The organism is Natronorubrum amylolyticum, assembly GCF_052040145.1.
GTDB lineage: Archaea > Halobacteriota > Halobacteria > Halobacteriales > Natrialbaceae > Natronorubrum.
In genome coordinates this window covers 395,441-416,786 of the sequence record NZ_JBPPFW010000002.1, presented here as the reverse complement: position 1 = coordinate 416,786, position 21,346 = coordinate 395,441, and the positions used below count along the sequence as shown (strand labels likewise).

Sequence of the window (21,346 nt, the reverse complement as noted above, 5' to 3'; positions counted from 1 at the left end):
CGGTCAGTCGCTCGAGCACTGCAGCAACCGCGCGTCACCGGCCGGCTGCCGATCCCGGCTCGGTCGGCTGGTGATCGTTGTCCGACAGATCGGACAGTCGTAGTCGACCGCGTCGCCGTTCGGTCGCCGGTTCCAGTCGCCCTCGATGGGGCTCTCGTGGCCGCAGTCGAAACAGTACAGCATCGTCTTATCGGGTATCAGGGGGTCGGTGGTGGAGGCGGGGAGTGTCATACCAGCGGTCCGAACTGGGTGGACATAACCCCGTTGGTGTCAACCGTGTTCGACGTGTGATAGCGGCTATCAATCCCGTGACAGTGAGACTATCTCCCACGAATTTGCCGAACTACGCGTCGATGACCGTCGTCTCGAAACGGGCGTGAGCGACGTGCTCGAGACAAGCGTGCACGGGGTCGAGACGGCTGCACACGATCCGACTCGAGCGCTGCCGTCGTCGACTACGCGCTCCCGGTTAGTTGGGCCTCGAGCCACCCTTCGAAGCGCTCGACGACGACCGTCGCTACGGCGTCGGCGATCCGGTCGGGCGAGTCGGTTAGATCCCAGACATAGTCGCCGTTTCGAGTCATCGTCACCCACTCGACGTACTCGCCGCGGTCGAGTTCGAGAAGCAACTCCTCGAGGACACTATCGTCGAGTCGACAGCCGGCCGCGGCTTCGATGCGCGCGGTGAGCTGGGGCGTGGTTGCGACGATACGGTCCTCGTCGGTGGCGGTCGCGGGGAGGGCGGTTGGCGTGTGCGGGGACGGCGGCCGGTCGGTCATTGTCGGCCCATCGGTTGGTGTTCGAGGTGTATTAATTCTGGTGGAAGTCTCGGCATCGTGACTACCGCGAAACACGACCGGATCTGAGTCGCGCGGTCGACCGCACTCGAGTCGAGCACTGTTCGTCGAGCGTTTCGAGTACGCATCGTTTGCGCCGTTCGACGACCCTCGTTTCCGGACGAGCGCGATCGGTGCTCCCTCGAAACGGCCCTGACCCGCACCGCGAACCGAAATGTTCCGTCTGGCCCACCCGACGACGGAGTCCAACGATCACCAATAGCCGTTGGCCGCAACCTATCCTTCGTGATTTTACGTTAAATTCTTTCTTCAATATATCGTTAACCAGAAATATTATTAGTCAGCACAGTATTGGGATGCGATATGCGATATGTGACATACGTACTCACGCCACAACAGGGATACTTCGATCCGGGGGAAGCGCTGTTGCGCGAGTGCGGAGTCACCCTCAGAACGATACAGGACATCGATTTCCTCACCGACGGGACGATCGTTACGCGACGTGAGATCCGAGGGGACCGAGGGGACATCATCAGCGCACTCGAGCATCCCGACTCGAAGGTCTTCGATTACCTGCTCAGCGACGTCGACGGCAACACGATCCTGCAGATGCACTACCAGCCGAGCGAGCTGACGACGACGCTCTTCGAGATCCACCGGCGACACGCCGTCTTGCTCGACTATCCGATGGAGTACACCGGACCCGAGAACGCGCGCCTTCGGGTCTCTCAGATCGGCTGCGAGAGCGAACTGCAGTCGCTCGTCTCGGAGACGCGAGACGCCGTCGACCTCGAGATCGAACGCCTCGGCAGGTACGACCCCTCCGACGGACAGCCGTTAACCGATCTGACGGAGCGCCAACGCGAGGTGCTCTCCGTCGCGATCGAGGCGGGCTACTACCAGGAGCCCCGCGCGGTGACCTATCAGGATATCGCCGAGCGACTGGGCTGCTCGGCAGGGACCGTTGGCCAACATCTCCGTCGAATCGAGTCCCAGCTCATGTCGACGGTGATCACCGGCGGTACGTCGGCCACAGAGCACAACTCGACGTCGGAGACCGGATCGAACGCGGAACCGAGGCCGCAGTCGAGGCAATAGACAGCCGAGGCCGAGTCCGGTTACGGAGCCGCTCGCGTCGCCGCATCCGCCGAGACCGACTGCTCCTGCGGGAACGAGAGCGTGACGATCGTGCCGCCGCCGGGCCGATCCGCAAAGCGCAGGTCGCCCCCGGCGTTCTGGACGATCCAGGCGACGAGCCACAGGCCCAGCCCGGAGCTGTGTTCAAGTTGCGTCTCCCGACCATCGAGGACCGCCCGCCGTTCGGCGTCGGGAATGCCGTCGCCGTCGTCGGTGACCGTGAACTCGAGTCTGGACTCGGTCTCGTACGCGACGGTGCGGACGGCAATTTCGACGGTCGGAACGTCGCCGTCCGCACCGTCCGAATTACCGTCGTCACGGGGCCCGTTGTGCTGGATCGCGTTGGCGACCAGTTCGTCGAGCGCGTCGGTGATGCTGCCGTCGACGCTCGGTCTGGTCGCCTCAGATCCCTGCTCGTCGACCTGCGTGATGATTCGAGCGTCGGGGTACGCGGCTCGCGCGCGGTCGACGACTGACCGCACCACCGCCGTCGTCTCGACCAGTTCTGTCGCGCCGTTCCGTTCGAGCGTCCGCTCGACGCCGCGGGCCTTGTCGGCCGTCGTCATCAGATCGTCGATCTCCTCGAGAATGGGGGCGACGTGACGGCACTCGAGGGTCGAGTCCCGCTCGCCCGCGAGGGTTGCGTGGCCCTGAATAACGGTGACGGCGTTCCGGAGGTTGTGCCGAAGCACGCGGTTGAGCACCTGAATGCGCTGTTCGCGGTCGCGCTGCTCCGAGACGTCGCGTGCGACGACGACGGAGCCGTACTCGAGAGCGCTCACCGTGACGTCCTGGGGGAAGGTCGTCCCGTCGGCGCGCTTGCCGGTCAGCGTTCCCCGCCAGTAGCGTCGTTCCTCCAGCGCCGGGAGGACTTCGCGTTTGACGGTGGACCGGGCGGCCTTCGTGTACAGCGTTTCCCAGTGCGTTCCCTCGAGCGCCGCCGCGCTTTGAACGCCGTAGAGGGCGGCGTAGGCGTCGTTAGCGTAGGCGTGGTAATCGTCGACGACGATGGCGATGCCGTCCATCGAGGCGTCGATGGCCTGGGACAGCTGTGCGTTCTCGCGATAGTGGTGGGCGAACTCGACGTAGACGTGGCCGAGAACCGCGCCGAAGGCGATACCGGTACTTAGCGCACTGAGCACCGGCTGGGCGAACCCGCCGGTAAATCCAGCTCTGATCGAGAGGAGATAGATACTCCAGGCGCAGAACGTTGCGACGATCGCACCGCAGGTAACCGAGGACGCGGTGACGATATCCGCCCGCTGCGTCCCGCTCTCGCGAGCCTGCGATCGGAGCCCGTACCAGACGAGAGCGGCGCCGATCGCCCCCGGAACCAGGAGTTCGACGACCAGCAGTGCGAGGGGGCCGCCGAACACGAACGCGTACGCGCCGACAATGGCGAGGAGGACGATTCCGACGATCGAAACCGAGTGCTCGCGAACCGCTGAAATCGCGAGGCGAGCACTCGAGTTCATCGGTGTGACAGTAGCCGATGGGGGAACGGTCACGATAAATCAATTGGCAGTCCCGTCGACAGATCCGTCGCGAAACCCGGATTGATTCGTCTCTCCGAGTCGAGACGGGTCGTCGAGTCGTCTCGGACTCCGTCCCGCTTCACCACCCCCTGATCGTTTGTAGCTGGGGCCCGTCCGTCTCACCATGTCGACCCTCTATGCAGCCCTCCGCGACCGACTCCTCGTGTGTACGCCCGACGGACCGACCGACGCCGACTGGACGGTGACGACCCACCTCGAGGGCCACGACCTCGAGTGCGTCGCGGCTTCCCCCGCTGCCTCGGATCGCGTCTTCGTCGGGACCTTCGAAGACGGACTCTTTCGCGCGCAGGCGGCGGACGGCGAAGCGGACGAACCGGGCGCCGGTGCGGACGGCCAGTCGTTCGAGCGCCTCGAGACCGAGTTCGTCAGCGACGCGGTCATGTCGCTCGCGATCAGCCCCCACGATCCGGACGTGGTCTACGCCGGCACGGAGCCGAGTCGCGTCTACCGCTCCGCGGACGGCGGCGACTCCTGGACCCTGCTCCCGGGACTGACCGAGCTCCCCTCCGCCGAGGAGTGGTACTTCCCGCCGCGTCCCCACACCCACCACGTCCGCTGGCTCGAGGTCGATCCGTTCGATCCCGACCGTCTCTACATCGGCATCGAGGCCGGCGCGTTCGTCCTGAGCACCGACGGCGGCGAGACCTGGCAGGAACGCCCCGAGGGCTCTCGACGGGACAACCACACGCTGGCGATTCACCCCGACCGAGAGGGCCGCGTCTACACCGCCGCGGGCGACGGCTACGCCGAGAGCGACGACGGCGGCGAGTCCTGGACACAGCCCCAAGAAGGCCTCGAGCACACCTACTGCTGGGGGCTCGCGGCCGACCCGGGCGATCCGAACTCGATCATCATCTCGAGTGCGAGCGGCGCTCGGAGCGCCCACACGGCCGAGACGGCCGAGTCGTACGTCTACCGCCGTACCGACGATGAGCCGTGGGACCGACTCGACGATCACGGACTGCCGACGGGCGACGGCGTCGTTCGGGCCGTCTTCGACACGACGCGCGAGAACGGCGTCGTCTACGCGCTGAACAACCGAGGCCTGTTCGCCAGCGAGGACTTCGGCGGCCGCTGGGAGCGCATCGATGTCGACTGGCCGGCGGAACTCGAGACGCAGACGCCGCGCGGTCTGGCGGTTCTCGACGGCTACAGTAGCCACTGAAGGTCAATGAACCCGCGATCGCAGGACACCGTCGCGATCGGTGTAGAAGCCGTTTCAGTGGCTTAGCGTCACGGTTCGATCGGCGTCCCGGCCCATCCGTCGCGGCGGTGTTCGAACAGCGAGACGATTGCGACGGCGTGAACCGGAGCGACGAGCGCGCTCCCTAAGAACGCGCCGATGACGGGAACGCTGGTGAGAAGCCAGGTGCCGATTCCGAGGACGAGTATCAGTCCGAGCACCGACCAGCGAACGCCCCGGGTCCAGGCGCCGGCATGCCGGATCGCCGTCCAGGGCGACACGCCAGCGGCAACGAGTCCGGGAACTGGAAAGAGCCACACCACAACGGCAAACAACGCTGCCAGCGGAACGAGCCCGAGCAGCCCCATCTCCTGAAGGAACCCGATCGAGCCGAGCAGCCGATGCGCGAGGTCGATTCCGACCACGAGCCCGAGATACGACGGGAGCGGTCCGAACTGCGCCTCGCCGTCCAGCAGGCGGGTCACGGTGACAACGCCCGCGAGGGAGACCGCGAGCACGGAGAGGACGTACAGTCCGAATCCCCACGCGAAGTACGGCGCCTCGAGTCCGACGAGCGATTCGAGGGGTAGTGTCGTCTGCCCTACTCCGGTCGGATAGCCGGGAAACTCGACGTAGACCGTCGCTTCGTCGAGCCCGGCGTACTCGAGAGTCGGGATCGGATCGCGCCGTCGGAGCGCGTCGACGACGGAGAGAACGATCCCCGCGACGGCGAACGGAACGAGTAGAGACGGGTTCCGACGGAGCCGGTCAACGGCCGCCGAGAGGACGGGCCCCACGGACCACGTCCGCCGGTCGTATCCGCCGTTTCGGTCGCGCGACACGGTCAACTCGCCTCCTTGAGGGCCAGCAGTCCCTCGTCGGTGAGGACGTACAACACACCGTCGCCGACGATCGGCTGTGTGAAGTAGGTCTGCTCCTCGTAGGTCCACCGTCGGTCGCCCGTCTCGGCGTCGATCGCGACCAGTTCCGGGAACTGGTAGCCGAGGTAGACGACGCCGTCGGCGACGACCGGGTCCGTGTCGGGGCTGTAGTCGGCAGTCCACTCTCGCTCGCCGCGCTCGAGGTCGATCGCGTGCAGTGATTCCGTGCCGTCGGTGACGAACACGGTCCCGCCGGCGACGGCAGCGCTTCCGTCGGTAGCGTTCCCGTCGTAGACGTACTCCCACTGGAGGCTGCCGTCGGCCCGGTCGAGCAGGACGACGCCCTCCTGTTCGGGGATGACCAGCCCCGCATCGGTCGCCGTCGCCGGCCCGAAGTGACGGTAGTTCAGGGCGCTGTCCGCGTGGGGATCCGGCCTAACGCTCCAGCGAGTGTCGCCCGTCTCGGCGTCGAACGCGACGACGTCACCGGGACGACTCGAGACGTAGACGGTCCCGTCGCGGACCGCCGGTCGGTTCGAACCGATCGACCGCTCGTCGCCGACCGTTCGCTCCCACAGGACGCGGCCGCTGCTCGCATCGAGGGCGACGACGCGGTCGGTGTCGGGAACGACCCCGTAGACCGTCCCGTCGGCCGTGACAGGCGACGGCTCCCGCGGCGACGAACTGGACCAGCGCCGGAGCTCCCCACCGTGGCTGTGCCAGCGCTCGGTGCCGACTGACCGCCCGAACGCCGCGTAGCCGCCGTCGGCGCTCACTCCGCGAATCCCCTTGCGGCCGCTGACGGCGAGCGTGTCGTGTCGGTAGGCTCTCGCTTCGGCTCGAGCAGGTGTCGACCAGTAGCGACCGTCCCGTGCGAATCGAATGTCGCCGGTAGTCCGATCGAACGCGACGAGCGACCCTCGGCCGACGACGTATAGCGTCTCTCCGACGAGAATCGGTGCCGCCAGCCCGTACATTGGCGACTCCCTGTCACGCTGCCACGCGACCTCGACGCCGTCTTTCGGCCCCGAAGCGGCTGAATTGTGACCGGTTCCGGAGGGGTCGTACCGCGCCATCGGCCAGTCGGTCTCGGTCGTCGCTCCGGGTGAGATCGGTCCGTCGACGAACTGGAGGCCGCCGGCGACCCCCGCGAGGGCGAGACCGCCGCCGGCGAGTACGTGTCGTCTGGAGGGCATCACCGACGGGATTCGTCCACAAAACATGTAAACACTCTCATTCGTTGAAGCCGAATTCAACGGCGTTCGTCGGCGTCGGCGCACTCGACGGAGCGGCGTTCTCGCCCGTCGACGGAGAGACCGACTCGAGTGCCCGTGCGATCGGCTGCATGCTTCGAAATCCTTTTAGGCGCTACACGGGGATAGTAGTGTAACTGAGTGATATCATGGACGTCGACATCATCTCCGAAACGGAGAACCCCATGTTGCATCGAACGGACGTCACCTTCGAACTGACCCACGAGGACGCGACCCCCTCGCGTCTGCAGGTTCGCGACAGTCTCGCGGCCAAACTGAACAAGGACGCCGACGAGGTCGTCGTTCGCAAACTCGACACCAAGTTCGGGATGCGCAAGACCGTCGGCCAGGCGAAGGTCTACGACACGGCCGACAACGCCCGCGACGTCGAGCAGGACCACATGCTCGAGCGCAACAAGATCGGCGCCGCCGAAGAGGATGCCGAGCCGGAAGCGGAGGAGGCCTGAGATGGCACGACACGAACTCTACAACGACGACGGCACCACGGAGCGCGAGAAGTGCCCCCGCTGCGGAGACGTCTTCCTCGCGGACCACGGCGACCGCACCCACTGCGGCAAGTGCGGCTACACCGAGTGGGAGTAGCGAGGTATCGAACGGAGTGAGATGCCTCGAGTAACGCGAACGGGGAACGCGAGACTCGAGTGAAACGAGGGTCTCGCGAACGGCGATCGCCGTGAGCAGCGACCCGTGAGCGGATCGAGGCGAACCGGCGTGTCTGCACGCACCCGTTGTTCGATCCGCAGACACCTACCCCACACACGTGAGTTCTGACACCCGAATTCTCGGCATCGAAGGCACCGCCTGGGCGGCCAGCGCGGCCGTCTACGATGGCGCTACCGACGACGTATTCATCGAGAGCGACGCCTACGAACCTGACAGCGGCGGCATCCACCCGCGCGAAGCCGCCGAACACATGCACGACGCGATTCCGCGCGTCGTAGAGACCGCACTCGAGCACGCTCGCGATACGTGCGACGGTCCGCCCTCGGAACCGCCGATCGATGCCGTCGCGTTCTCGCAGGGTCCGGGTCTCGGTCCCTGCCTGCGCATCGTCGGCACGGCCGCGCGCGCGCTGAGTCAGGCGCTCGAGGTCCCCCTCGTCGGCGTCAACCACATGGTCGCCCACCTCGAGATCGGCCGGCACACCTCGGGCTTTGACTCCCCCGTCTGCCTGAACGCGAGCGGCGCGAACGCACACCTGCTGGCCTACCGCAACGGCCGGTATCGCGTCCTCGGCGAGACGATGGACACCGGCGTCGGCAACGCGATCGACAAGTTCACCCGCCACGTCGGCTGGAGCCATCCCGGCGGGCCGAAAGTCGAAGCCGCCGCCGAAGACGGCGAGTACGTCGACCTCCCCTACGTCGTCAAGGGGATGGACTTCTCCTTTTCGGGGATCATGAGCGCCGCGAAGCAGGCACACGATAACGGGACGCCGATCGAGGACGTTTGCTTCTCCCTTCAGGAGAACATATTCGGGATGCTCACCGAGGTCGCCGAACGTGCGCTCTCGCTGACCGGCAGCGACGAACTCGTCCTCGGCGGGGGCGTCGGACAGAACGCCCGCCTGCGCGAGATGCTCGAGGCGATGTGCGACCAGCGCGGCGCCGACTTCCACGCCCCCGAGGCGCGATTCCTGCGGGACAACGCCGGCATGATCGCCGTCCTCGGCGCGAAGATGTACGACGCGGGCGACACGCTGGCGCTCGAGGACTCGCGCGTCGACCCGAACTACCGGCCCGATCAGGTGCCCGTCGTTTGGCGGACGGACGAGCCCGAACTCGCGGCCGGGCGAGCCGACGGCGAAACCCGGGTCCGCGGCGCTGAAGCCCTCGTTTCGCTCGACTCCGATGCCGGACGGGTCACGAAACACCGCGAGTCGAAGCGCTACCGCCACCCCGCCCTCGACGACCGACTCCGGCGCGAGCGGACGACCCTCGAGGCCCGACTGACGAGTCTCGCCCGTCGCGAGGGCGTGCCGACGCCGGTGCTGTCGGACGTCGATCCGCTCGAGGCGCGACTGGAACTCGAGTACGTCGGCGACGCCGACCTCCGCGACGCCCTCACGGCCGAGCGCGTTCGCGACGTCGGCCGCCACCTCGCGCGACTGCACCGAGCGGGGTTCGTCCACGGCGACCCGACGACGCGGAACGTGAGGGTGGGGAGACGCGACGGGTTTCCGGAGAAGCGAGCGACCGACGGCCGCGAGCCGGCTCCGGACCGCACCCATCTCATTGACTTTGGCTTGGGCTATCACACCGACCACGTCGAGGACTACGCGATGGATCTCCACGTCTTCGATCAGAGCCTCGTCGGCACCGCGGACGATCCCGAACCGCTGCGCGAGGCGGTCCGGGAGGGCTACCGCGAGGTCGGCGAGGAGGGAGTGCTCGAGCGCCTGCGGGATGTCGAGGGACGCGGTCGCTACGTGGACGGGACGTAGACGAAACGAAGGCGGCGACTCGTACGCAGTGGATGGGTTCCGTTACTCGAGCGAACAGGCGTCGCCCCCGTCGGCAGTCGTGTCGAGTCCAAACAGCAGGTTTCCGCCGCAGAAACCGGTCAGCGCGTTCTGGAGCAGTCCGAGTCCCGCGACGGCCGCGATCGCGGCGCGTTCGCGTTTCCCTTCTGAGTAGGCTGCCACACCGACCACGACCAGTCAGATGCCGAGGACGCCTCGGATGATCCGATCGAGACCGCCGACGTTGCGTTTCATACGTTACTGTAAGGATATTGGGGTGCAAACCGTTCGCGTCGTGGTCGTCGAATCGAGGCACTCATGCCCGATCAGTTGGAGATGCGACCGATGTCCGAAATCCTGCTCACCGGCTACGAACCGTTCGGCGAGTTCGAGCGAAATCCCGCGAGCCAGCTCGCGACCCGCCTCGACGGCACGACCGTCGGCGACGCGACAATTGTTGGGCGGGAACTCCCTGTTGTCTTCGACCGAGTCCGTCCGGCACTCGAGGCCGCGATCGACGACCACGACCCCGATATCGTCTGCGGACTCGGGCTGGCCGCCGGTCGGAACACGCTCTCGCTCGAGCGCGTCGGGATCAACCTTCGGGATACCGCGGGAATCCCCGACAACGAGGAGCGAACGGCGGTCGACGAGCCGGCGATCGACGACGGCCCGGACGCCTACTTTGCGACGCTGCCGCTTCGAACGATGAAGGAGGCGATGCTCGAGGCCGGTGTGCCGACGACGCTGTCGACCGACGCTGGAACGCACGCCTGCAACAACCTGCTCTACGCCGCGCGCCATCTCGTCGAAACGAGCGATCGGGAGTTCGGCGCCGGGTTCGTCCACGTTCCCCTGTCGCACGAGCAGGCGGCCGAACGCGACGACGGCGAGCCCAGTCTGGCCCTCGAGGCGATGGCTGACGGCCTCGTCGCCGGGCTCGAGCGTGCGGTCGCGGAACGGTGAAATCGTCGGCGATAGCGCCTCGAGCGTCCCTCGGAGGGTTGCTTGCGAGCAGAGAGACGAGTACCCAATACTCATATCCGGGGAGGATGTACGTTCGCGCATGGCAGACAAGCCGAGCTCCGGAGAGATTCTTGGGGTACCGTACAACTTCGAACGACCCAGCATGGGCCGCATGCTCTCGTCGTACTGGCAGCCCGGCGAAGGGATGCTCGTCGAGAAACCCTTCGGCGTCGGCTACACGCTGAATCTCGCCAACTGGCGATCGTGGGTCGTCGTGGTCGTCGCCGGCGCGCTCCTCTGGCAGCAAGAACAGGGTGCCGCCGACCAGAGCCAAGAGCGCGAGGACGAACCGGTCGAAGTCATCGTCGACGAAGACGATACCTAACCGCTGCAAGCCGATCGCGGACGGGGGCGAACCGTTTCGGGCGCACCGTCGATCGCGTCGACAACACGCCTGTGAGTCGGATCGCCTGATCGACGCCGACACGAACCGATTTCTCCGGCGGTAGTCCGTCCGATCCGCCGTCGGATCGTCGACTCGGTTTCAGGGTAGGTGGGGGGTTATCCACCACGTTCCCCTCGCGTTTCTCGAGACGCCGAAACAATCGGAGGATAACAATGGTCACCAGTGGCGACACTCACGCGTAGTGTCTCGCAAGAACGAACGGAGAGTCGGTGATGCCGCCCCGGAGTCGTCCAACAGCGCGTCGATCGTTGAGCGTGTTCGCTCGGCTGCGATCGACTCGCGGACGGTGTCTCGAGCGGCCTGGCACTGCGGCCGGTTCGTCCATCAGACGTGTCCTCCCCTCACACGTCGAATTCGGCGGCGGCTTCGGACGGGCGCTACCTCACCGACGTCGACGTCGGCTGCGTCCGATGGCGGTCGCGTTGGGACGACCCAGCAGTCCCCGCGGGCACCGTCGGGCGACGCGCCTGCGACGGAGCCGCTCGAGTTACAACCCGATCCGACGATCGTCAATCCGGTCCTCACCGCGAGGGACGTCACCGACTTCGGCGCCGTCGACTTCGTCGCAGACCCGTTCCTGTTCGTCACCGACACCGGTGAGTGGCACATGTTCTTCGAGGTTCTGAATCGGGATCGAACGCCGCCGGCGGCGATCGGACACGCGAGAAGTCCCGACGGCGGCTTCACCTGGGAGTACGACCGGATCGTTCTCGAGACGGACGAGCACCTCTCGTTCCCGTACGTCTTCGAGTGGGAGGGCACGCGCTACATGGTCCCGGAGGAGGGCGGTCCGGACGGCACGACGGTCACGCTGTACGAGGCGGTCGACTTTCCGACGGTGTGGAAGCCGGTCGCGACGCCCGTTGCGAACGATCACGGGACGGACGATACGATACTCTTCCACTGGGAGGACCGCTGGTGGGCGATCGTCGGTGACTCGGTCTACGAGAACCGGATTCACGTCTACCACAGCGAGTCGCTTCGCGCCGACGACTGGACGCCACACGCCGCGAACCCCGTGGTCACTGATCGACCGAGCGCGACGCGACCCGCCGGCCGACCCATCCTCCGAGACGATCGACTGCTCGTGTTCTACCAGGACTGTCGCCGACAGTACGGTGACAAGGTTCGAGCGTACGAGATCACGGCGCTCTCACCGACGACCTACGCCGACCGCGAGTGTACGGAGTCGCCGGTTCTCGAGGGCTCCGATTCGCTGTTCGGTTGGTCCTCCGGCCGGATGCATCACGTCGACGCCTGGCATACCAGTGACGGCTGGCGGTGTGCCGTCGACGGAAACGTCGGGTTCGGACAGTCCGTGCTCTCGGATAACCACTGGGCGATCGGGATGTACGTCGACGCCGAGCGGTGATCGGCGAACCGACGGCTATATTCGGCCGGGAGCCACCGCCTCGAGTAGCGTATGACCATCCGATTCGTCACCGGCAACGAAGGGAAAGTCCGCGAGGCGCGGGAGTACTTCGACGGTATCGCATCCGTCGAACAAGTTCAGTACGACTACACCGAGGTGCAGAGCGACTCGCTCGCTGACATTGCGACCCACGGCGCCCGCGAGACGTTCGAGGCCCTCGAGAGCGACGAGCCGGTGGTCGTCGACGACACGGGCCTGTTCGTCGACGCGCTGGGCGGGTTTCCGGGCCCGTACTCGGCCTACGTCGAGGACACCGTCGGCGTCGAACGCCTCTGGCGACTCGCGAGCGAAGAGGAGAACCGGCGTGCGCGTTTCAGGACGGTCCTCGTCTACGCGGATGCCGACGGAACGGAGACCTTCGAGGGATCGGTCGCCGGGACCCTCGTCGCGCCGCGCGGCGAGGGCGGGTTCGGCTACGACCCCATCTTCGAGTACAACGGGGCGACGTTAGCCGAGATGAGCACCGAGGAGAAGAACGCGATCAGTCATCGCGGTCGCGCGTTCGCCGCGTTCGCGGAGTGGTACGCCGACAACGAGAGATAGTACGAATCGAATTTTTCCGATCTGCTCGATAGACTTCCTCTACCATCAATAATTATTCACGGCCCTAAATGTCTCTATAGTCGCGGTTCATTTTACTAGGCTAGAAACTTATATCGGAATAGCACGATATGTTCTTCACGATGCCGACGACCACGAACCGTTTCCGAACGCGACCCCAGATCGACCAACCCCGACATGAACTCGAGCAGTGAGGCCCTCGAGGCGGCCTGTCAAGCGCTCGAAGGCGTCTACGACGACGTCGACGGGGCCGTTGCCGGGCTCGAGGACCGACGGCCGGCTGACGGCCGGACCGAGACGCAGGTAACCGTCTTCGGCGCGCTCGCGAACGACCACCGGGTCCGCATCCTCGAGGCCCTTCGAGACGGTGAACTGTGTGCCTGCGAGTTGCAGGTCGTCCTCGAGGCCCCCCAGTCGACCGTCGCGACGCATCTCCGGACGCTCCGCGAGGCGGGACTGATCGCGGACCGCAAGAAGGGGAAGTGGACCTACTACCGAATCACCGACACGGCGGTCTTCGAACTGCTCGATCTGGGGGCTGCCGTTGACGTTCCGGCGGACGACTGATCCCGATAGTACATTCCGACCCGTACTCCACCCATGACGACGAACGAATCACCCCACGACGACGCGACGACCGACCAGCGAACGCACGTTCGCGAGACCTACGGCGACATCGCAGCGACCGGCGGCGGTTGTTGCGAAAACTCCGACGCCGAGATAGCGGCCGATCCGGACCGCACGCTCTCGCTCGGTTACGACGCCGACGACCTCGAGTCCGTCCCCGATGAGTCGAACCTCGGACTCGGCTGTGGCAACCCGGTCGCGATTTCGAACCTCGAGCCCGGCGAAACGGTGCTCGATCTCGGCTCCGGCGGCGGCTTCGACTGCTTCCTCGCGGCCCGCGAGGTCGGCCCCGACGGGCGTGTTATCGGGGTCGACATGACGCCGGAGATGCTCGAGCGCGCTCGCGAGAACGCGGCCGACAGCGATCACGAAACCGTCGAGTTCCGACTCGGCGAGATCGAACACCTGCCCGTCGCCGACGCGACCGTCGATACCGTTATTTCGAACTGCGTCGTCAACCTCTCCCCCAACAAACGGCAGGTGCTCGCGGAGGCCTACCGCGTTCTACGGCCCGGCGGCACGCTCGCGATTTCGGACCTCGTCGCGACCGAGCCGTTGCCCGACGAAATCCGAGACAACCCCGATGCCGTCGACGCCTGCGTCGGCGGCGCTGCCACGATCGACCAACTGGAAACGTGGCTCGCCGACGTTGGCTTTACGGACGGGTCGATCACTGTCGAAGGTGAGTGGACCGACGACCTACCGGTCGTCTCCGCGCGAATCGAGGCGGGAAAACCGACCTAACGATGTTACGAGCGCGAGTCTCGATCCGGCCCTGGATACTCGCCGCCTTCGACCGCCTCGTAGAGACTCTCGGGATCGAACAGCCGCGCGAAGGCGTCCGGCGGACGGACGCTAACGGAGACGCGTGACTGTAAGGTGAGGCCGGCCTGCGCCGATCCCAACCCCTCGTCGTAGGAGAGCACGTGGGCAGCCTTGCCTCGATAGGCCGATGCGAGGGCCGGGTGATCTCCGTCCGGGTGGTCGACGGCGACTCGTTCGGCCTCGAGTCGTTCGCGATGGCCGGCCGCCAGGTCGGCGTCCGCGAGCGTCGTGACCAGCCGTTCGGTTTGTTCGAGCAGCGGATCGCTCGCGACGAGGTCGACCCAGGAGTGGCTGCGGACGTGATCGAGGGCCTCACGTGCGTCGCCGCCGACGAACAGGTCGGCCGCGAGCACGTTGGCGTCGGCGACGACGCGTGCGGGATTGGGTCGGTCAGCCATCGTTGGCCGCCTCCTCGGTCGCTGCCGTAGCCGGCTGATCGTCGGCCGCCGTCCGCACGTCCTCGAGCGTGACGTCGTACTCCCCAGCGCGGTCGAATAGTTCGGCCCAGGTCGCTGTCATCGGCGATGCTTCGCAGTCCGGGGAGAAAAGCGCGGTGTCTCTCGAGGAACTCCGATTTCGTATAGCATATATTGGTGTACGGTGGTCGTCGTCGCATGTGCGTGGTCGGGCGTCAGGGCTCGGATCGAGCGCTAAAACAGCCTTGTCGGGCGTTCGCTGGTGAAACGGGCTCGACTCGAGGTGCTCAGTCGTACAAACGGATCGGTCAACTCAATCGATCACGAACAGTGATGCCGAGCGTATTGCTCACGCTGGCGGCAGTGATTTCCACGTCCTCCCCAACCGACTCGCTCGTTCACGTGTTCACTCGCTCATCCCTCGCACGACATTATCTCGCGCCTCGCTGTTCGCTCGCCGCGACACAGCGCGCGCCACCGCACGTGGTTTGGTCGGTCCAAGCGGTAACGCGTTTGCCTATGCTGATCGTGAGCGCCACCACTGATCCGAAAAACCGGCTCGATACGACGTTTGCCGAGAGGTACGTTTCGTCACGCCCGACTCGAGAGCACCCAGAACGCGACGGCCCCGAGCACGAACGCCACGCCGACGTTGATCGCGAGTCCGACCGCACCGACGCCGACGACGATCGCGAGCGACCGTCGGTCCGCGACCGGTTCGAAGGCTGCTCGAGCTAGCTCGAACGAGACAACCACGAGCAAGACGCCGAGAACGGCAACCGGGAACGCGGCCAACAGTGCGCCGGTGGCCACCAGCGCGAGCGCGAGGTAACCAACCCCGAGGAGAACGTTCGCACCCCCGGTGCGAGCGCCGAAAGCGTACTTCCCCGCGAGCCCGCCGCTGCCGTGACACATTGGGATCCCACCGATCGGAATCGCCGCGAGACAGGTCGCACCCATGCTTCGCGAGAGCGCGTCGGGCGAAACGTCTCGATCGTACAGGTCGCCACAAAGCAGGGCCGTCGCGATCGCGGCGTTCCCGACGGTCATCCCTAATTGGGCGACGGTTCCCTCGAGTGCGCCGGTCGAGAGCGTCGGCGTTCCCGCGGGAAAGAGCGCGAGTTCGGGGACTCGAGGCGTCGGAACGCCGGTCGTCGCGACGGCCGCGACCCCGCCGAGACCGAGAATTAGCAGGACGCTCGCGGCCCGATAGCCGACCAACGCCAGACAGCCGACGACGGCCAACCCGGCGACGGCGACCGGGACGTTTCCGGTCGAGAGGCCGACGGCCGCCTCGAGCAACAGCAGGGCGACGGCGAACTGAACGCCCCGGATCACGGGCTCGCCGACCACCCGTTGGAGCTGACCGACGAGTCCCAGCTTTCCGACGGCGAGCAAGACGCCGCCCGCGAGGAGCCCGGCCGCGGCGAGTTCAGGATACGAAAGCGAGCCGACGATCGCGAGCCCGATCAGGGCCTTCATCGGCTCGATGGACATGGGCATCCCGTAGTAGATCCCCCAGACGATCTGAAAGACGCCGAAGCCGACCAGCACGTGCGGGAGAGAGACACTCGTGGTCGCTGCCAGCGCAACCAGTAACGGGAGAACCGTAACCGAATCTCCTAGCGCACCCGTCAGTTCCGACGTCGAAAACTCGAGGTCGGATTCGGCCGCAGTGCTGGACGAATACGCCATTGACGTCTGCTATGGCTAAGACACACTTTACTGTTGTCCGTAACTGATTCCGATTTCACCACAGTTTGGCGCTAGCGGATTCAGTTACAGATGCCGACCGAGGTCCGACAGTAAATGGACGGAGCCAACGCGGACGCGTCGGAATCGCTATCGCGAGGCCGGTTCGCCCTTCCCGATCGTCTGCGTCGAGGGGTTGGCGGTCGAGACGGCCTCCGGATCGACGTCGTCGGCCGTTCTCGCTTCGGGGAGTTCGTACCCGGTTCCGGTCGCATAACGCTCGAGGTGGGTGTTCAACTCGCCGGCCTGTTCGGTGAGGACCGTCGCGCTGTGGGCCACGTGAGAGAGGGCGTCCGCCTGCGCGGACGCACGCCGGGCGGCCCTGGCCGACATCGTCGCGGTACCGTCGCTCGTCTCCGCGGCGTCTTCGACGATGGCGACGACCTCCTCGGTCGCCGAAGCCTGTTGTTGGGTCGCCGCGGAGATCTCCTGAACGCCGTCGTTCGTTTGCTCGGCAAGGCCGGCGATCCGCTCGAGCGCGCTCGCCGCGTGCTCGACGTCGTCAACGCTGTCCTCGATGCGGTCGCGGCTGGTTCGAACCTCGTCGGCAGCCGATATCGCCCGCGTCCGAAGCTGCTCGAGGCGGTCTTCGACCGACTGGACCGAGTCATAGACCTCCTCGGAGAGGGTCTGGATCTCGTTGGCGACGGCACCGAACCCCTGGTCGGCGCTGCCAGCGGATCGAGAGGCCTCGATGTTGGCGTTGAGCGCGAGCATGTTCGTCTGCTCGGCGATATTGCTAATGGACTCGATGAGATCGTCGATTCGTTCGGCTTCCGCTTCGAGCTGTTCGATCTCCTCGAGGGTCCGTTCGGTTTCCGTATCGATCACGTCCATCCCTTCGATCGCGTCGCTGGCGGCGCGCGCTCCTTCCTGTCCGACTCTGGCAGTTCTGTCCGCCCTGTCGGCGACTTCGGAGGCCGTCGCGGCGATTTCTTCGATCGTCGTCGAGAACGTCTGCATCTCGGTCGAGACGGTTCGAAGCTGTTCGTGCTGGGCCTCGTTCGTCTCGGCGATGTCGGAGAGCGTCTCGCTCGCGCGGTCACCCTCGGCCCGAACCGTCTCCACACTCGTGTTGAGCTCGTGGCTGTAGGTGACGACCTCACCGGAGAACGACTTCAGCGTCGCGAACGTGTCCTCGATCTCGGCCAGCATCGCGTTGGAGTTGTCGGCCAGTTCGTCGACCGCGTCGTGGGTTCCGGGCTGACCGAACCGCTGGGTAAGGTCGCCATCGGCGACCGACTGCGTCGTTTTCGCGTGTGATTCGACCATCGACTCGAGTTCGGTCAACGACCGATCGGTCCGTTCGCCCCGCGCGAGGCGGTCGCGAACCGACGCGAGCGAGCGCTCGAGTCGCGCGAGTTCGTCGTCTCGCTCGGTGGCGAACGAGACGTCGTGGTCGCCCGCCTCGAGACGGACTGCGCGATCGGATACGTCGTCGATCGCCTCCCGCAGGTCGTCGCGCTGGCGGGGTGCGGTTCGCCCGTCGGATATCGCAGCGATCGCCGTGGCAGCCAGCCCAGTGGTGACGACGCCACCGACGGCGACGCCGAATACGGCCGGTGTCAGTTGCTCGAGTGCAACTGCAGCGATGCCGACACCGAGCAGTCCGACGAGCGTGACGACGACCCCGAAGCCGATCGGCTGCTGGGACTGTATCACGCTCGGAATCCCCGACTGACGGTCGGCGGTCGTCGCAGACTCAGACATCCGGCCCTCCGCTCGCGGCTTCGGTCGTCGGCTCGGATTCGCCGAACTCGAACGTCGCCTCCGTGCCGGTCGTCGATATCGCGGCGTCGGTCCGACGAATGTCGAACCGGCAGGCGTCGTCGCCCTCGTGCATGCACGTCTGCTCTTCGGCGACCAGTTCTTCGTCGAACTGGGCTGCGACGCCCTGAATCGCCCCGCGTGCGACGTCGCACAGCTTCCGGTCGGAGTCGTACGTGATCCGAACGTGGTGGTCGCTGACTCGCTCCGATCGAATCCGGGGCGTCGTCAGCGTCGTCATATCTCGGGTTCGCAACGACGTGTGAAACTGCTGGATATTCGCGATGAGCTCGAGTCCGTCCCACTCGTCGTCGATGTGGAGGTCGTAGGTCTCGAGCAGCGCCGGAACGACCCACTTTCCGTACTGGCTCAGGATCGTTCGCGGACTCTGGTCGGTCAGTTCGCCCGCAGTTCGGACGATCTCGTACACGTCGCCGTCCGGGTAGACGGTAACGGGCACGTAGACTTTCTCCTCGATGTCCGCTTCGCGCTGGATCGTCAACCAGGCGTCCTCGCCGTAGGTGTCCACGACGAACGCCTGTAGCGTCTTCAGAATAATGCCGTGCATTCGGTCCCCCGTTTTGGCCCGATACGGTTCGTCGCTCCTGAGTTATCAGATCTCATGATGGTATCGTCCGTTACCAGTAGTGGTCCTTAGGGGTTCACCCTGCACTGTTGGGTAGTTCCGGCCATCGGCGGTCACACAGTTATTCCCCGTTTCGTAGATTTTCGAGGGTATCGATTCGAGTGATCGTCGAGCAGTCCACCGATTACCGCGTCTCGATTGTTTCTGGTGCCGTCGACACGAGGGCCGACTCGAGGTCGGTCTAGAGTCACAATCGGTCGTCGTCCGGAAGTCGTTCCAGCGTCGTCACAGCTCTCCGGCTGGCTGGTCACGCAGATTGAGGGTGGATGGGATCCCTGTACTCCGTTATAACGGCCCCATCGAGTACGACGAGAGACCGTTCTGCTCGCGAGCGACGCGGCGGTTTCCGAGGCGAGCGCGCGATCAATAAACTTTAAAACGCTATACAGAATGGACAAGATCGACGACTCGTTGGCCGGGTCGCGGTAGTACGTCTCGAGGACGGTGTGATCACGAGCGTCGCGAGACTGTCGTGGCCGACGGTACCGTCGTCGAACGGTCTCGGAGTGGACCAGTGTCGGCTACAGGTGCCCGTAGGGCCGTCGACGCTACCGATCGGCGGGTTCAAAACGGTTGGCGACGAAACGACTTTCAACGGTCACGACGACCCTCGCGGGTATGGAACTCCGCCGTCTACAGGGGACGTCTGATGTCCGTGCCATCGTTCGAATCAACGCGCTGGCGTGGCGCGAGGCCTACGAGGAATTGCTCCCCGCGGACGTCCTCGAGCGGTTCGATCCCGACCCGTCCGACGAGTACGTCCAGGAGTACGCGATGCAGCTGCGCGAGGCCCGAGACGGTATTTTCGTCGCGAACGTCGACGGTACCACCTGCGGATACAGCTATTTCCGCTGGGGCGACGGGACGAAATCGTTCGTCGGCGCGAACGAGGCCGGTCTCAAGGAGATCTACGTCGACCCCGACTACTGGGGCCAGGGTGTCGGAACCGCTCTCCTCGAGCGCGGACTCGACGCAATCCCCGCGCCGATCGATCGGCTCCGACTCGAGATGCTGGACGGAAACGATCTCGGCCACCGGTTCTACGACGCCCGCGGCTTCGAACGGACGGGATCGAGCGAGTTCGAGATCGGCGACGAGTCGTATCCGACGGCGATCTACACGCTCGAGCTATGAGCCGTCGCGGTCGACACGTTAGAGACCGTCCCAGCGATCACCTGCTCGAGCGATGCGCCGACAATCAGCACGTCTAAGCCGCCCCGATTAGACCACTCGAGCGTGAGCGACCTCGGCAAAATCGATCGGACGTTCTTCGAGCGCCACGTCGCGCCGAACCTCGGCGCGGATCGCACCGACGTCGCCGTGGGGCCGTGCCACGGCGTCGACTTCGGCGTCCTCGATATCGGCGGGCAGGCGCTGGTGACCGCGACCGACCCCCTGTCGATCCTCCCAGCGTTGGGGTTCGAGCGAGCGGGCCGGTTCGCCCTCGATCTCGTGCTCGCAGATGTCGCCGTCAGCGGCATCCCGCCGTCGCATCTCTCGATCTGTTTCACGCTGCCCGAGACGATGACCGACGAGCAGTTCGCCACCGTCTGGGAGGCGATCCATGCGGAGTGTGCAGATCTCGGCGTCGCCGTCGTGACGGGACACACGGCCAGATACTCGGATCCCTCCCATCCGTGGGTCGGCGCGGCGACCGCGATGGGCGTCGGCGAGCACGCGGATATCGTCCGCCCCGACGGAGCCGGTGTGGGTGATCGCCTCCTCCTGACGACCGGTCCCGCCGTCGAGTCGGTCGGACTGTTGAGTTCCCTTTTCGGCGACCAACTGGACCTCCCCGAGGGCGTCGTCGCGGACGCACAAGATCGACTCGAGGAGGTCTACTGCGTTCGGGACGCCCTCGCGGCGGCCGCAGCGGGTCCCGTGACGGCGATGCACGACGTGACCGAGGGCGGCCTCGCGGGCGCGTTGAACGAGATGGCCGACGGCGCGGGGGTTCGGTTCGCGGTCGATCGCGAGGCTGTGCCGATGCGTCCCGGTGTCGAGGAGGTGTGTGAGGCCCTCGAGATCGACCCGTGGGCGGCGACGAGTAGCGGGTCGTTGTTGATCGCCGTCGATCCCGCGGGTGTCGATGATGTCGTGGCGGCGCTCGAGGACCGGGACACCGTCGTCGCCGAAATCGGTTGCGTGGAGGCTGTCGACGGCAGGGCCGGCGAGGGTGACGTGGTCGTCGATGGTGAGCGACTCGAGCACCCGAGCGTCGACCCGTCGTGGGCCGCGTACGCCGACCTGGCCGATTCGGCGCGCGATTGAATTGTCCGCTGTTTGCAGTGGCGCGTACTATGTCGCGGTGAGCGAATCGGCTGAGGGGGCTGTGAAATTCCGCGTTGCTAATACGAGCAGCGGGTAGAACCCGTCAGAAGGTGATCGCAACTAACCTGCTGACGTGGCGGCGATGATTTCCACGCCCTCCCCAGCCGACTCGTTCACTCCCTCCGGTCGTTCACTCGTCCCTCGCGTGGGTAGCGCCGCAGTTCGTTCATCACTCACTGCGGCTCCGCACGCGCCACCGCCGTCGACTGAGTAGGCTGGGACGAGACGGCAGCCGAATCGATTCTCAGGATCGCTTACCACGACCACT

24 protein-coding genes are annotated in these 21,346 nt (G+C 65.7%); 13 read left to right on the top strand and 11 right to left on the bottom strand.

Annotated elements, in window-relative coordinates:
- Window positions 1-3 precede the first annotated feature (3 nt).
- Both ACSFDB_RS08415 and ACSFDB_RS08410 read right to left on the bottom strand, forming a co-directional pair.
- A complete protein-coding gene (locus ACSFDB_RS08415) occupies window positions 4-231 on the bottom strand; it encodes a DUF8106 domain-containing protein (protein WP_440770553.1) in 228 nt (75 codons plus the stop codon).
- A gap of 224 nt (window positions 232-455) precedes the next feature.
- Window positions 456-779, bottom strand: a complete 324-nt coding sequence (locus ACSFDB_RS08410; RefSeq protein WP_440770552.1) for a hypothetical protein — start codon at window positions 777-779, stop codon at window positions 456-458.
- A gap of 381 nt (window positions 780-1,160) precedes the next feature.
- On the opposite strand from ACSFDB_RS08410, the gene ACSFDB_RS08405 reads away from it, so the two are divergent.
- Complete coding sequence (locus tag ACSFDB_RS08405) at window positions 1,161-1,895, top strand: helix-turn-helix domain-containing protein (protein WP_440770551.1); 735 nt, start codon at window positions 1,161-1,163, stop codon at window positions 1,893-1,895.
- Between the two features lie 20 nt (window positions 1,896-1,915).
- Here the strand turns inward: ACSFDB_RS08405 and ACSFDB_RS08400 are convergent, their stop codons facing one another.
- A complete protein-coding gene (locus tag ACSFDB_RS08400; protein ID WP_440770550.1) occupies window positions 1,916-3,409 on the bottom strand; it encodes an ATP-binding protein in 1,494 nt (497 codons plus the stop codon).
- Window positions 3,410-3,593: 184 nt separating this feature from the next.
- On the opposite strand from ACSFDB_RS08400, the gene ACSFDB_RS08395 reads away from it, so the two are divergent.
- Entirely contained in the window at window positions 3,594-4,655 is a 1,062-nt protein-coding gene (locus ACSFDB_RS08395) for a WD40/YVTN/BNR-like repeat-containing protein (RefSeq protein ID WP_440770549.1), read from the top strand.
- A 68-nt stretch (window positions 4,656-4,723) separates the two neighbouring features.
- On the opposite strand, the gene ACSFDB_RS08390 is transcribed toward ACSFDB_RS08395, so the two are convergent.
- Together ACSFDB_RS08390 and ACSFDB_RS08385 are read right to left on the bottom strand one after the other, a co-directional pair.
- Window positions 4,724-5,515 (bottom strand): hypothetical protein, encoded by a 792-nt coding sequence (locus ACSFDB_RS08390; RefSeq protein WP_440770548.1) that lies wholly within the window; start codon window positions 5,513-5,515, stop codon window positions 4,724-4,726.
- A gap of 2 nt (window positions 5,516-5,517) precedes the next feature.
- Window positions 5,518-6,750, bottom strand: a complete 1,233-nt coding sequence (locus ACSFDB_RS08385) for a PQQ-binding-like beta-propeller repeat protein (RefSeq protein ID WP_440770547.1) — start codon at window positions 6,748-6,750, stop codon at window positions 5,518-5,520.
- A gap of 206 nt (window positions 6,751-6,956) precedes the next feature.
- Between ACSFDB_RS08385 and ACSFDB_RS08380 the strand changes: the two genes are divergently transcribed.
- From ACSFDB_RS08380 to ACSFDB_RS08370, 3 genes are all read left to right on the top strand, one after another.
- Window positions 6,957-7,274 carry a 30S ribosomal protein S24e gene (locus ACSFDB_RS08380; protein WP_006090066.1) on the top strand — a complete coding sequence of 106 codons (318 nt, stop codon included), beginning with the start codon at window positions 6,957-6,959 and terminating at the stop codon, window positions 7,272-7,274.
- A gap of 1 nt (window position 7,275) precedes the next feature.
- Window positions 7,276-7,410, top strand: a complete 135-nt coding sequence (locus ACSFDB_RS08375) for a 30S ribosomal protein S27ae (RefSeq protein ID WP_006090065.1) — start codon at window positions 7,276-7,278, stop codon at window positions 7,408-7,410.
- Window positions 7,411-7,588: 178 nt separating this feature from the next.
- On the top strand, window positions 7,589-9,271 hold the full coding sequence (locus tag ACSFDB_RS08370; RefSeq protein ID WP_440770546.1) for a bifunctional N(6)-L-threonylcarbamoyladenine synthase/serine/threonine protein kinase: 1,683 nt from the start codon (window positions 7,589-7,591) through the stop codon (window positions 9,269-9,271).
- 42 nt (window positions 9,272-9,313) lie between these two features.
- On the opposite strand, the gene ACSFDB_RS08365 is transcribed toward ACSFDB_RS08370, so the two are convergent.
- On the bottom strand, window positions 9,314-9,487 hold the full coding sequence (locus tag ACSFDB_RS08365; RefSeq protein ID WP_440771095.1) for a YgaP-like transmembrane domain: 174 nt from the start codon (window positions 9,485-9,487) through the stop codon (window positions 9,314-9,316).
- Between the two features lie 147 nt (window positions 9,488-9,634).
- On the opposite strand from ACSFDB_RS08365, the gene pcp reads away from it, so the two are divergent.
- From pcp to arsM, 6 genes are all read left to right on the top strand, one after another.
- Window positions 9,635-10,255 (top strand): pyroglutamyl-peptidase I, encoded by a 621-nt coding sequence (gene pcp, locus ACSFDB_RS08360; RefSeq protein ID WP_440770545.1) that lies wholly within the window; start codon window positions 9,635-9,637, stop codon window positions 10,253-10,255.
- Window positions 10,256-10,355: 100 nt separating this feature from the next.
- The gene (locus ACSFDB_RS08355; protein WP_440770544.1) at window positions 10,356-10,640 is read left to right on the top strand and encodes a DUF5808 domain-containing protein; all 285 of its coding nucleotides are present in this window, start codon (window positions 10,356-10,358) and stop codon (window positions 10,638-10,640) included.
- A gap of 262 nt (window positions 10,641-10,902) precedes the next feature.
- Window positions 10,903-12,093 (top strand): glucosamine inositolphosphorylceramide transferase family protein, encoded by a 1,191-nt coding sequence (locus ACSFDB_RS08350; protein WP_440770543.1) that lies wholly within the window; start codon window positions 10,903-10,905, stop codon window positions 12,091-12,093.
- Between the two features lie 51 nt (window positions 12,094-12,144).
- Window positions 12,145-12,696 carry an XTP/dITP diphosphatase gene (locus ACSFDB_RS08345; RefSeq protein ID WP_440770542.1) on the top strand — a complete coding sequence of 184 codons (552 nt, stop codon included), beginning with the start codon at window positions 12,145-12,147 and terminating at the stop codon, window positions 12,694-12,696.
- A 195-nt stretch (window positions 12,697-12,891) separates the two neighbouring features.
- Window positions 12,892-13,281, top strand: coding sequence for an ArsR/SmtB family transcription factor (locus ACSFDB_RS08340; RefSeq protein WP_440770541.1), 390 nt, complete (start codon window positions 12,892-12,894; stop codon window positions 13,279-13,281).
- 33 nt (window positions 13,282-13,314) lie between these two features.
- Window positions 13,315-14,085, top strand: coding sequence for an arsenite methyltransferase (gene arsM, locus ACSFDB_RS08335; protein ID WP_440770540.1), 771 nt, complete (start codon window positions 13,315-13,317; stop codon window positions 14,083-14,085).
- A gap of 5 nt (window positions 14,086-14,090) precedes the next feature.
- Here arsM and ACSFDB_RS08330 read toward each other — a convergent pair whose 3' ends face one another.
- The 5 genes from ACSFDB_RS08330 to ACSFDB_RS08310 form a co-directional block, all read right to left on the bottom strand.
- On the bottom strand, window positions 14,091-14,564 hold the full coding sequence (locus ACSFDB_RS08330; RefSeq protein WP_440770539.1) for a DUF7384 family protein: 474 nt from the start codon (window positions 14,562-14,564) through the stop codon (window positions 14,091-14,093).
- Entirely contained in the window at window positions 14,557-14,685 is a 129-nt protein-coding gene (locus ACSFDB_RS08325; protein ID WP_440770538.1) for a hypothetical protein, read from the bottom strand. The genes ACSFDB_RS08330 and ACSFDB_RS08325 overlap by 8 nt, the downstream gene beginning before the upstream one ends.
- A 488-nt stretch (window positions 14,686-15,173) precedes the next feature.
- On the bottom strand, window positions 15,174-16,277 hold the full coding sequence (locus ACSFDB_RS08320; protein WP_440770537.1) for a molybdate transporter family protein: 1,104 nt from the start codon (window positions 16,275-16,277) through the stop codon (window positions 15,174-15,176).
- 147 nt (window positions 16,278-16,424) lie between these two features.
- Window positions 16,425-18,044, bottom strand: coding sequence for a methyl-accepting chemotaxis protein (locus ACSFDB_RS08315; protein WP_440770536.1), 1,620 nt, complete (start codon window positions 18,042-18,044; stop codon window positions 16,425-16,427).
- Window positions 18,037-18,669, bottom strand: a complete 633-nt coding sequence (locus tag ACSFDB_RS08310; RefSeq protein ID WP_440770535.1) for a heme NO-binding domain-containing protein — start codon at window positions 18,667-18,669, stop codon at window positions 18,037-18,039. The genes ACSFDB_RS08315 and ACSFDB_RS08310 overlap by 8 nt, the downstream gene beginning before the upstream one ends.
- A gap of 696 nt (window positions 18,670-19,365) precedes the next feature.
- Between ACSFDB_RS08310 and ACSFDB_RS08305 the strand changes: the two genes are divergently transcribed.
- Together ACSFDB_RS08305 and ACSFDB_RS08300 are read left to right on the top strand one after the other, a co-directional pair.
- Window positions 19,366-19,881 (top strand): GNAT family N-acetyltransferase, encoded by a 516-nt coding sequence (locus tag ACSFDB_RS08305; RefSeq protein WP_440770534.1) that lies wholly within the window; start codon window positions 19,366-19,368, stop codon window positions 19,879-19,881.
- Window positions 19,882-19,983: 102 nt separating this feature from the next.
- Window positions 19,984-21,018: a HypE family hydrogenase expression/formation protein gene (locus ACSFDB_RS08300; RefSeq protein ID WP_440770533.1), complete on the top strand. Its 1,035-nt coding sequence runs from the start codon at window positions 19,984-19,986 to the stop codon at window positions 21,016-21,018.
- The last annotated feature ends 328 nt before the right edge of the window (window positions 21,019-21,346 follow it).

Excerpts from the sequence above, each read along its gene's own strand:
- ACSFDB_RS08325 (WP_440770538.1), bottom strand. The coding sequence starts at position 14,685 with ATGACAGCGACCTGGGCCGAACTATTCGACCGCGCTGGGGAGTACGAC.
- ACSFDB_RS08305 (WP_440770534.1), top strand. The coding sequence starts at position 19,366 with ATGGAACTCCGCCGTCTACAGGGGACGTCTGATGTCCGTGCCATCGTT.
- ACSFDB_RS08310 (WP_440770535.1), bottom strand. The coding sequence starts at position 18,669 with ATGCACGGCATTATTCTGAAGACGCTACAGGCGTTCGTCGTGGACACC.
- ACSFDB_RS08345 (WP_440770542.1), top strand. The coding sequence starts at position 12,145 with ATGACCATCCGATTCGTCACCGGCAACGAAGGGAAAGTCCGCGAGGCG.
- ACSFDB_RS08315 (WP_440770536.1), bottom strand. The coding sequence starts at position 18,044 with ATGTCTGAGTCTGCGACGACCGCCGACCGTCAGTCGGGGATTCCGAGC.
- ACSFDB_RS08320 (WP_440770537.1), bottom strand. The coding sequence starts at position 16,277 with ATGGCGTATTCGTCCAGCACTGCGGCCGAATCCGACCTCGAGTTTTCG.
- ACSFDB_RS08380 (WP_006090066.1), top strand. The coding sequence starts at position 6,957 with ATGGACGTCGACATCATCTCCGAAACGGAGAACCCCATGTTGCATCGA.
- ACSFDB_RS08330 (WP_440770539.1), bottom strand. The coding sequence starts at position 14,564 with ATGGCTGACCGACCCAATCCCGCACGCGTCGTCGCCGACGCCAACGTG.
- ACSFDB_RS08395 (WP_440770549.1), top strand. The coding sequence starts at position 3,594 with ATGTCGACCCTCTATGCAGCCCTCCGCGACCGACTCCTCGTGTGTACG.
- ACSFDB_RS08375 (WP_006090065.1), top strand. The coding sequence starts at position 7,276 with ATGGCACGACACGAACTCTACAACGACGACGGCACCACGGAGCGCGAG.
- pcp (WP_440770545.1), top strand. The coding sequence starts at position 9,635 with ATGTCCGAAATCCTGCTCACCGGCTACGAACCGTTCGGCGAGTTCGAG.
- ACSFDB_RS08385 (WP_440770547.1), bottom strand. The coding sequence starts at position 6,750 with ATGCCCTCCAGACGACACGTACTCGCCGGCGGCGGTCTCGCCCTCGCG.
- ACSFDB_RS08410 (WP_440770552.1), bottom strand. The coding sequence starts at position 779 with ATGACCGACCGGCCGCCGTCCCCGCACACGCCAACCGCCCTCCCCGCG.
- ACSFDB_RS08415 (WP_440770553.1), bottom strand. The coding sequence starts at position 231 with ATGACACTCCCCGCCTCCACCACCGACCCCCTGATACCCGATAAGACG.
- ACSFDB_RS08340 (WP_440770541.1), top strand. The coding sequence starts at position 12,892 with ATGAACTCGAGCAGTGAGGCCCTCGAGGCGGCCTGTCAAGCGCTCGAA.
- ACSFDB_RS08400 (WP_440770550.1), bottom strand. The coding sequence starts at position 3,409 with ATGAACTCGAGTGCTCGCCTCGCGATTTCAGCGGTTCGCGAGCACTCG.
- ACSFDB_RS08355 (WP_440770544.1), top strand. The coding sequence starts at position 10,356 with ATGGCAGACAAGCCGAGCTCCGGAGAGATTCTTGGGGTACCGTACAAC.
- arsM (WP_440770540.1), top strand. The coding sequence starts at position 13,315 with ATGACGACGAACGAATCACCCCACGACGACGCGACGACCGACCAGCGA.
- ACSFDB_RS08405 (WP_440770551.1), top strand. The coding sequence starts at position 1,161 with ATGCGATATGTGACATACGTACTCACGCCACAACAGGGATACTTCGAT.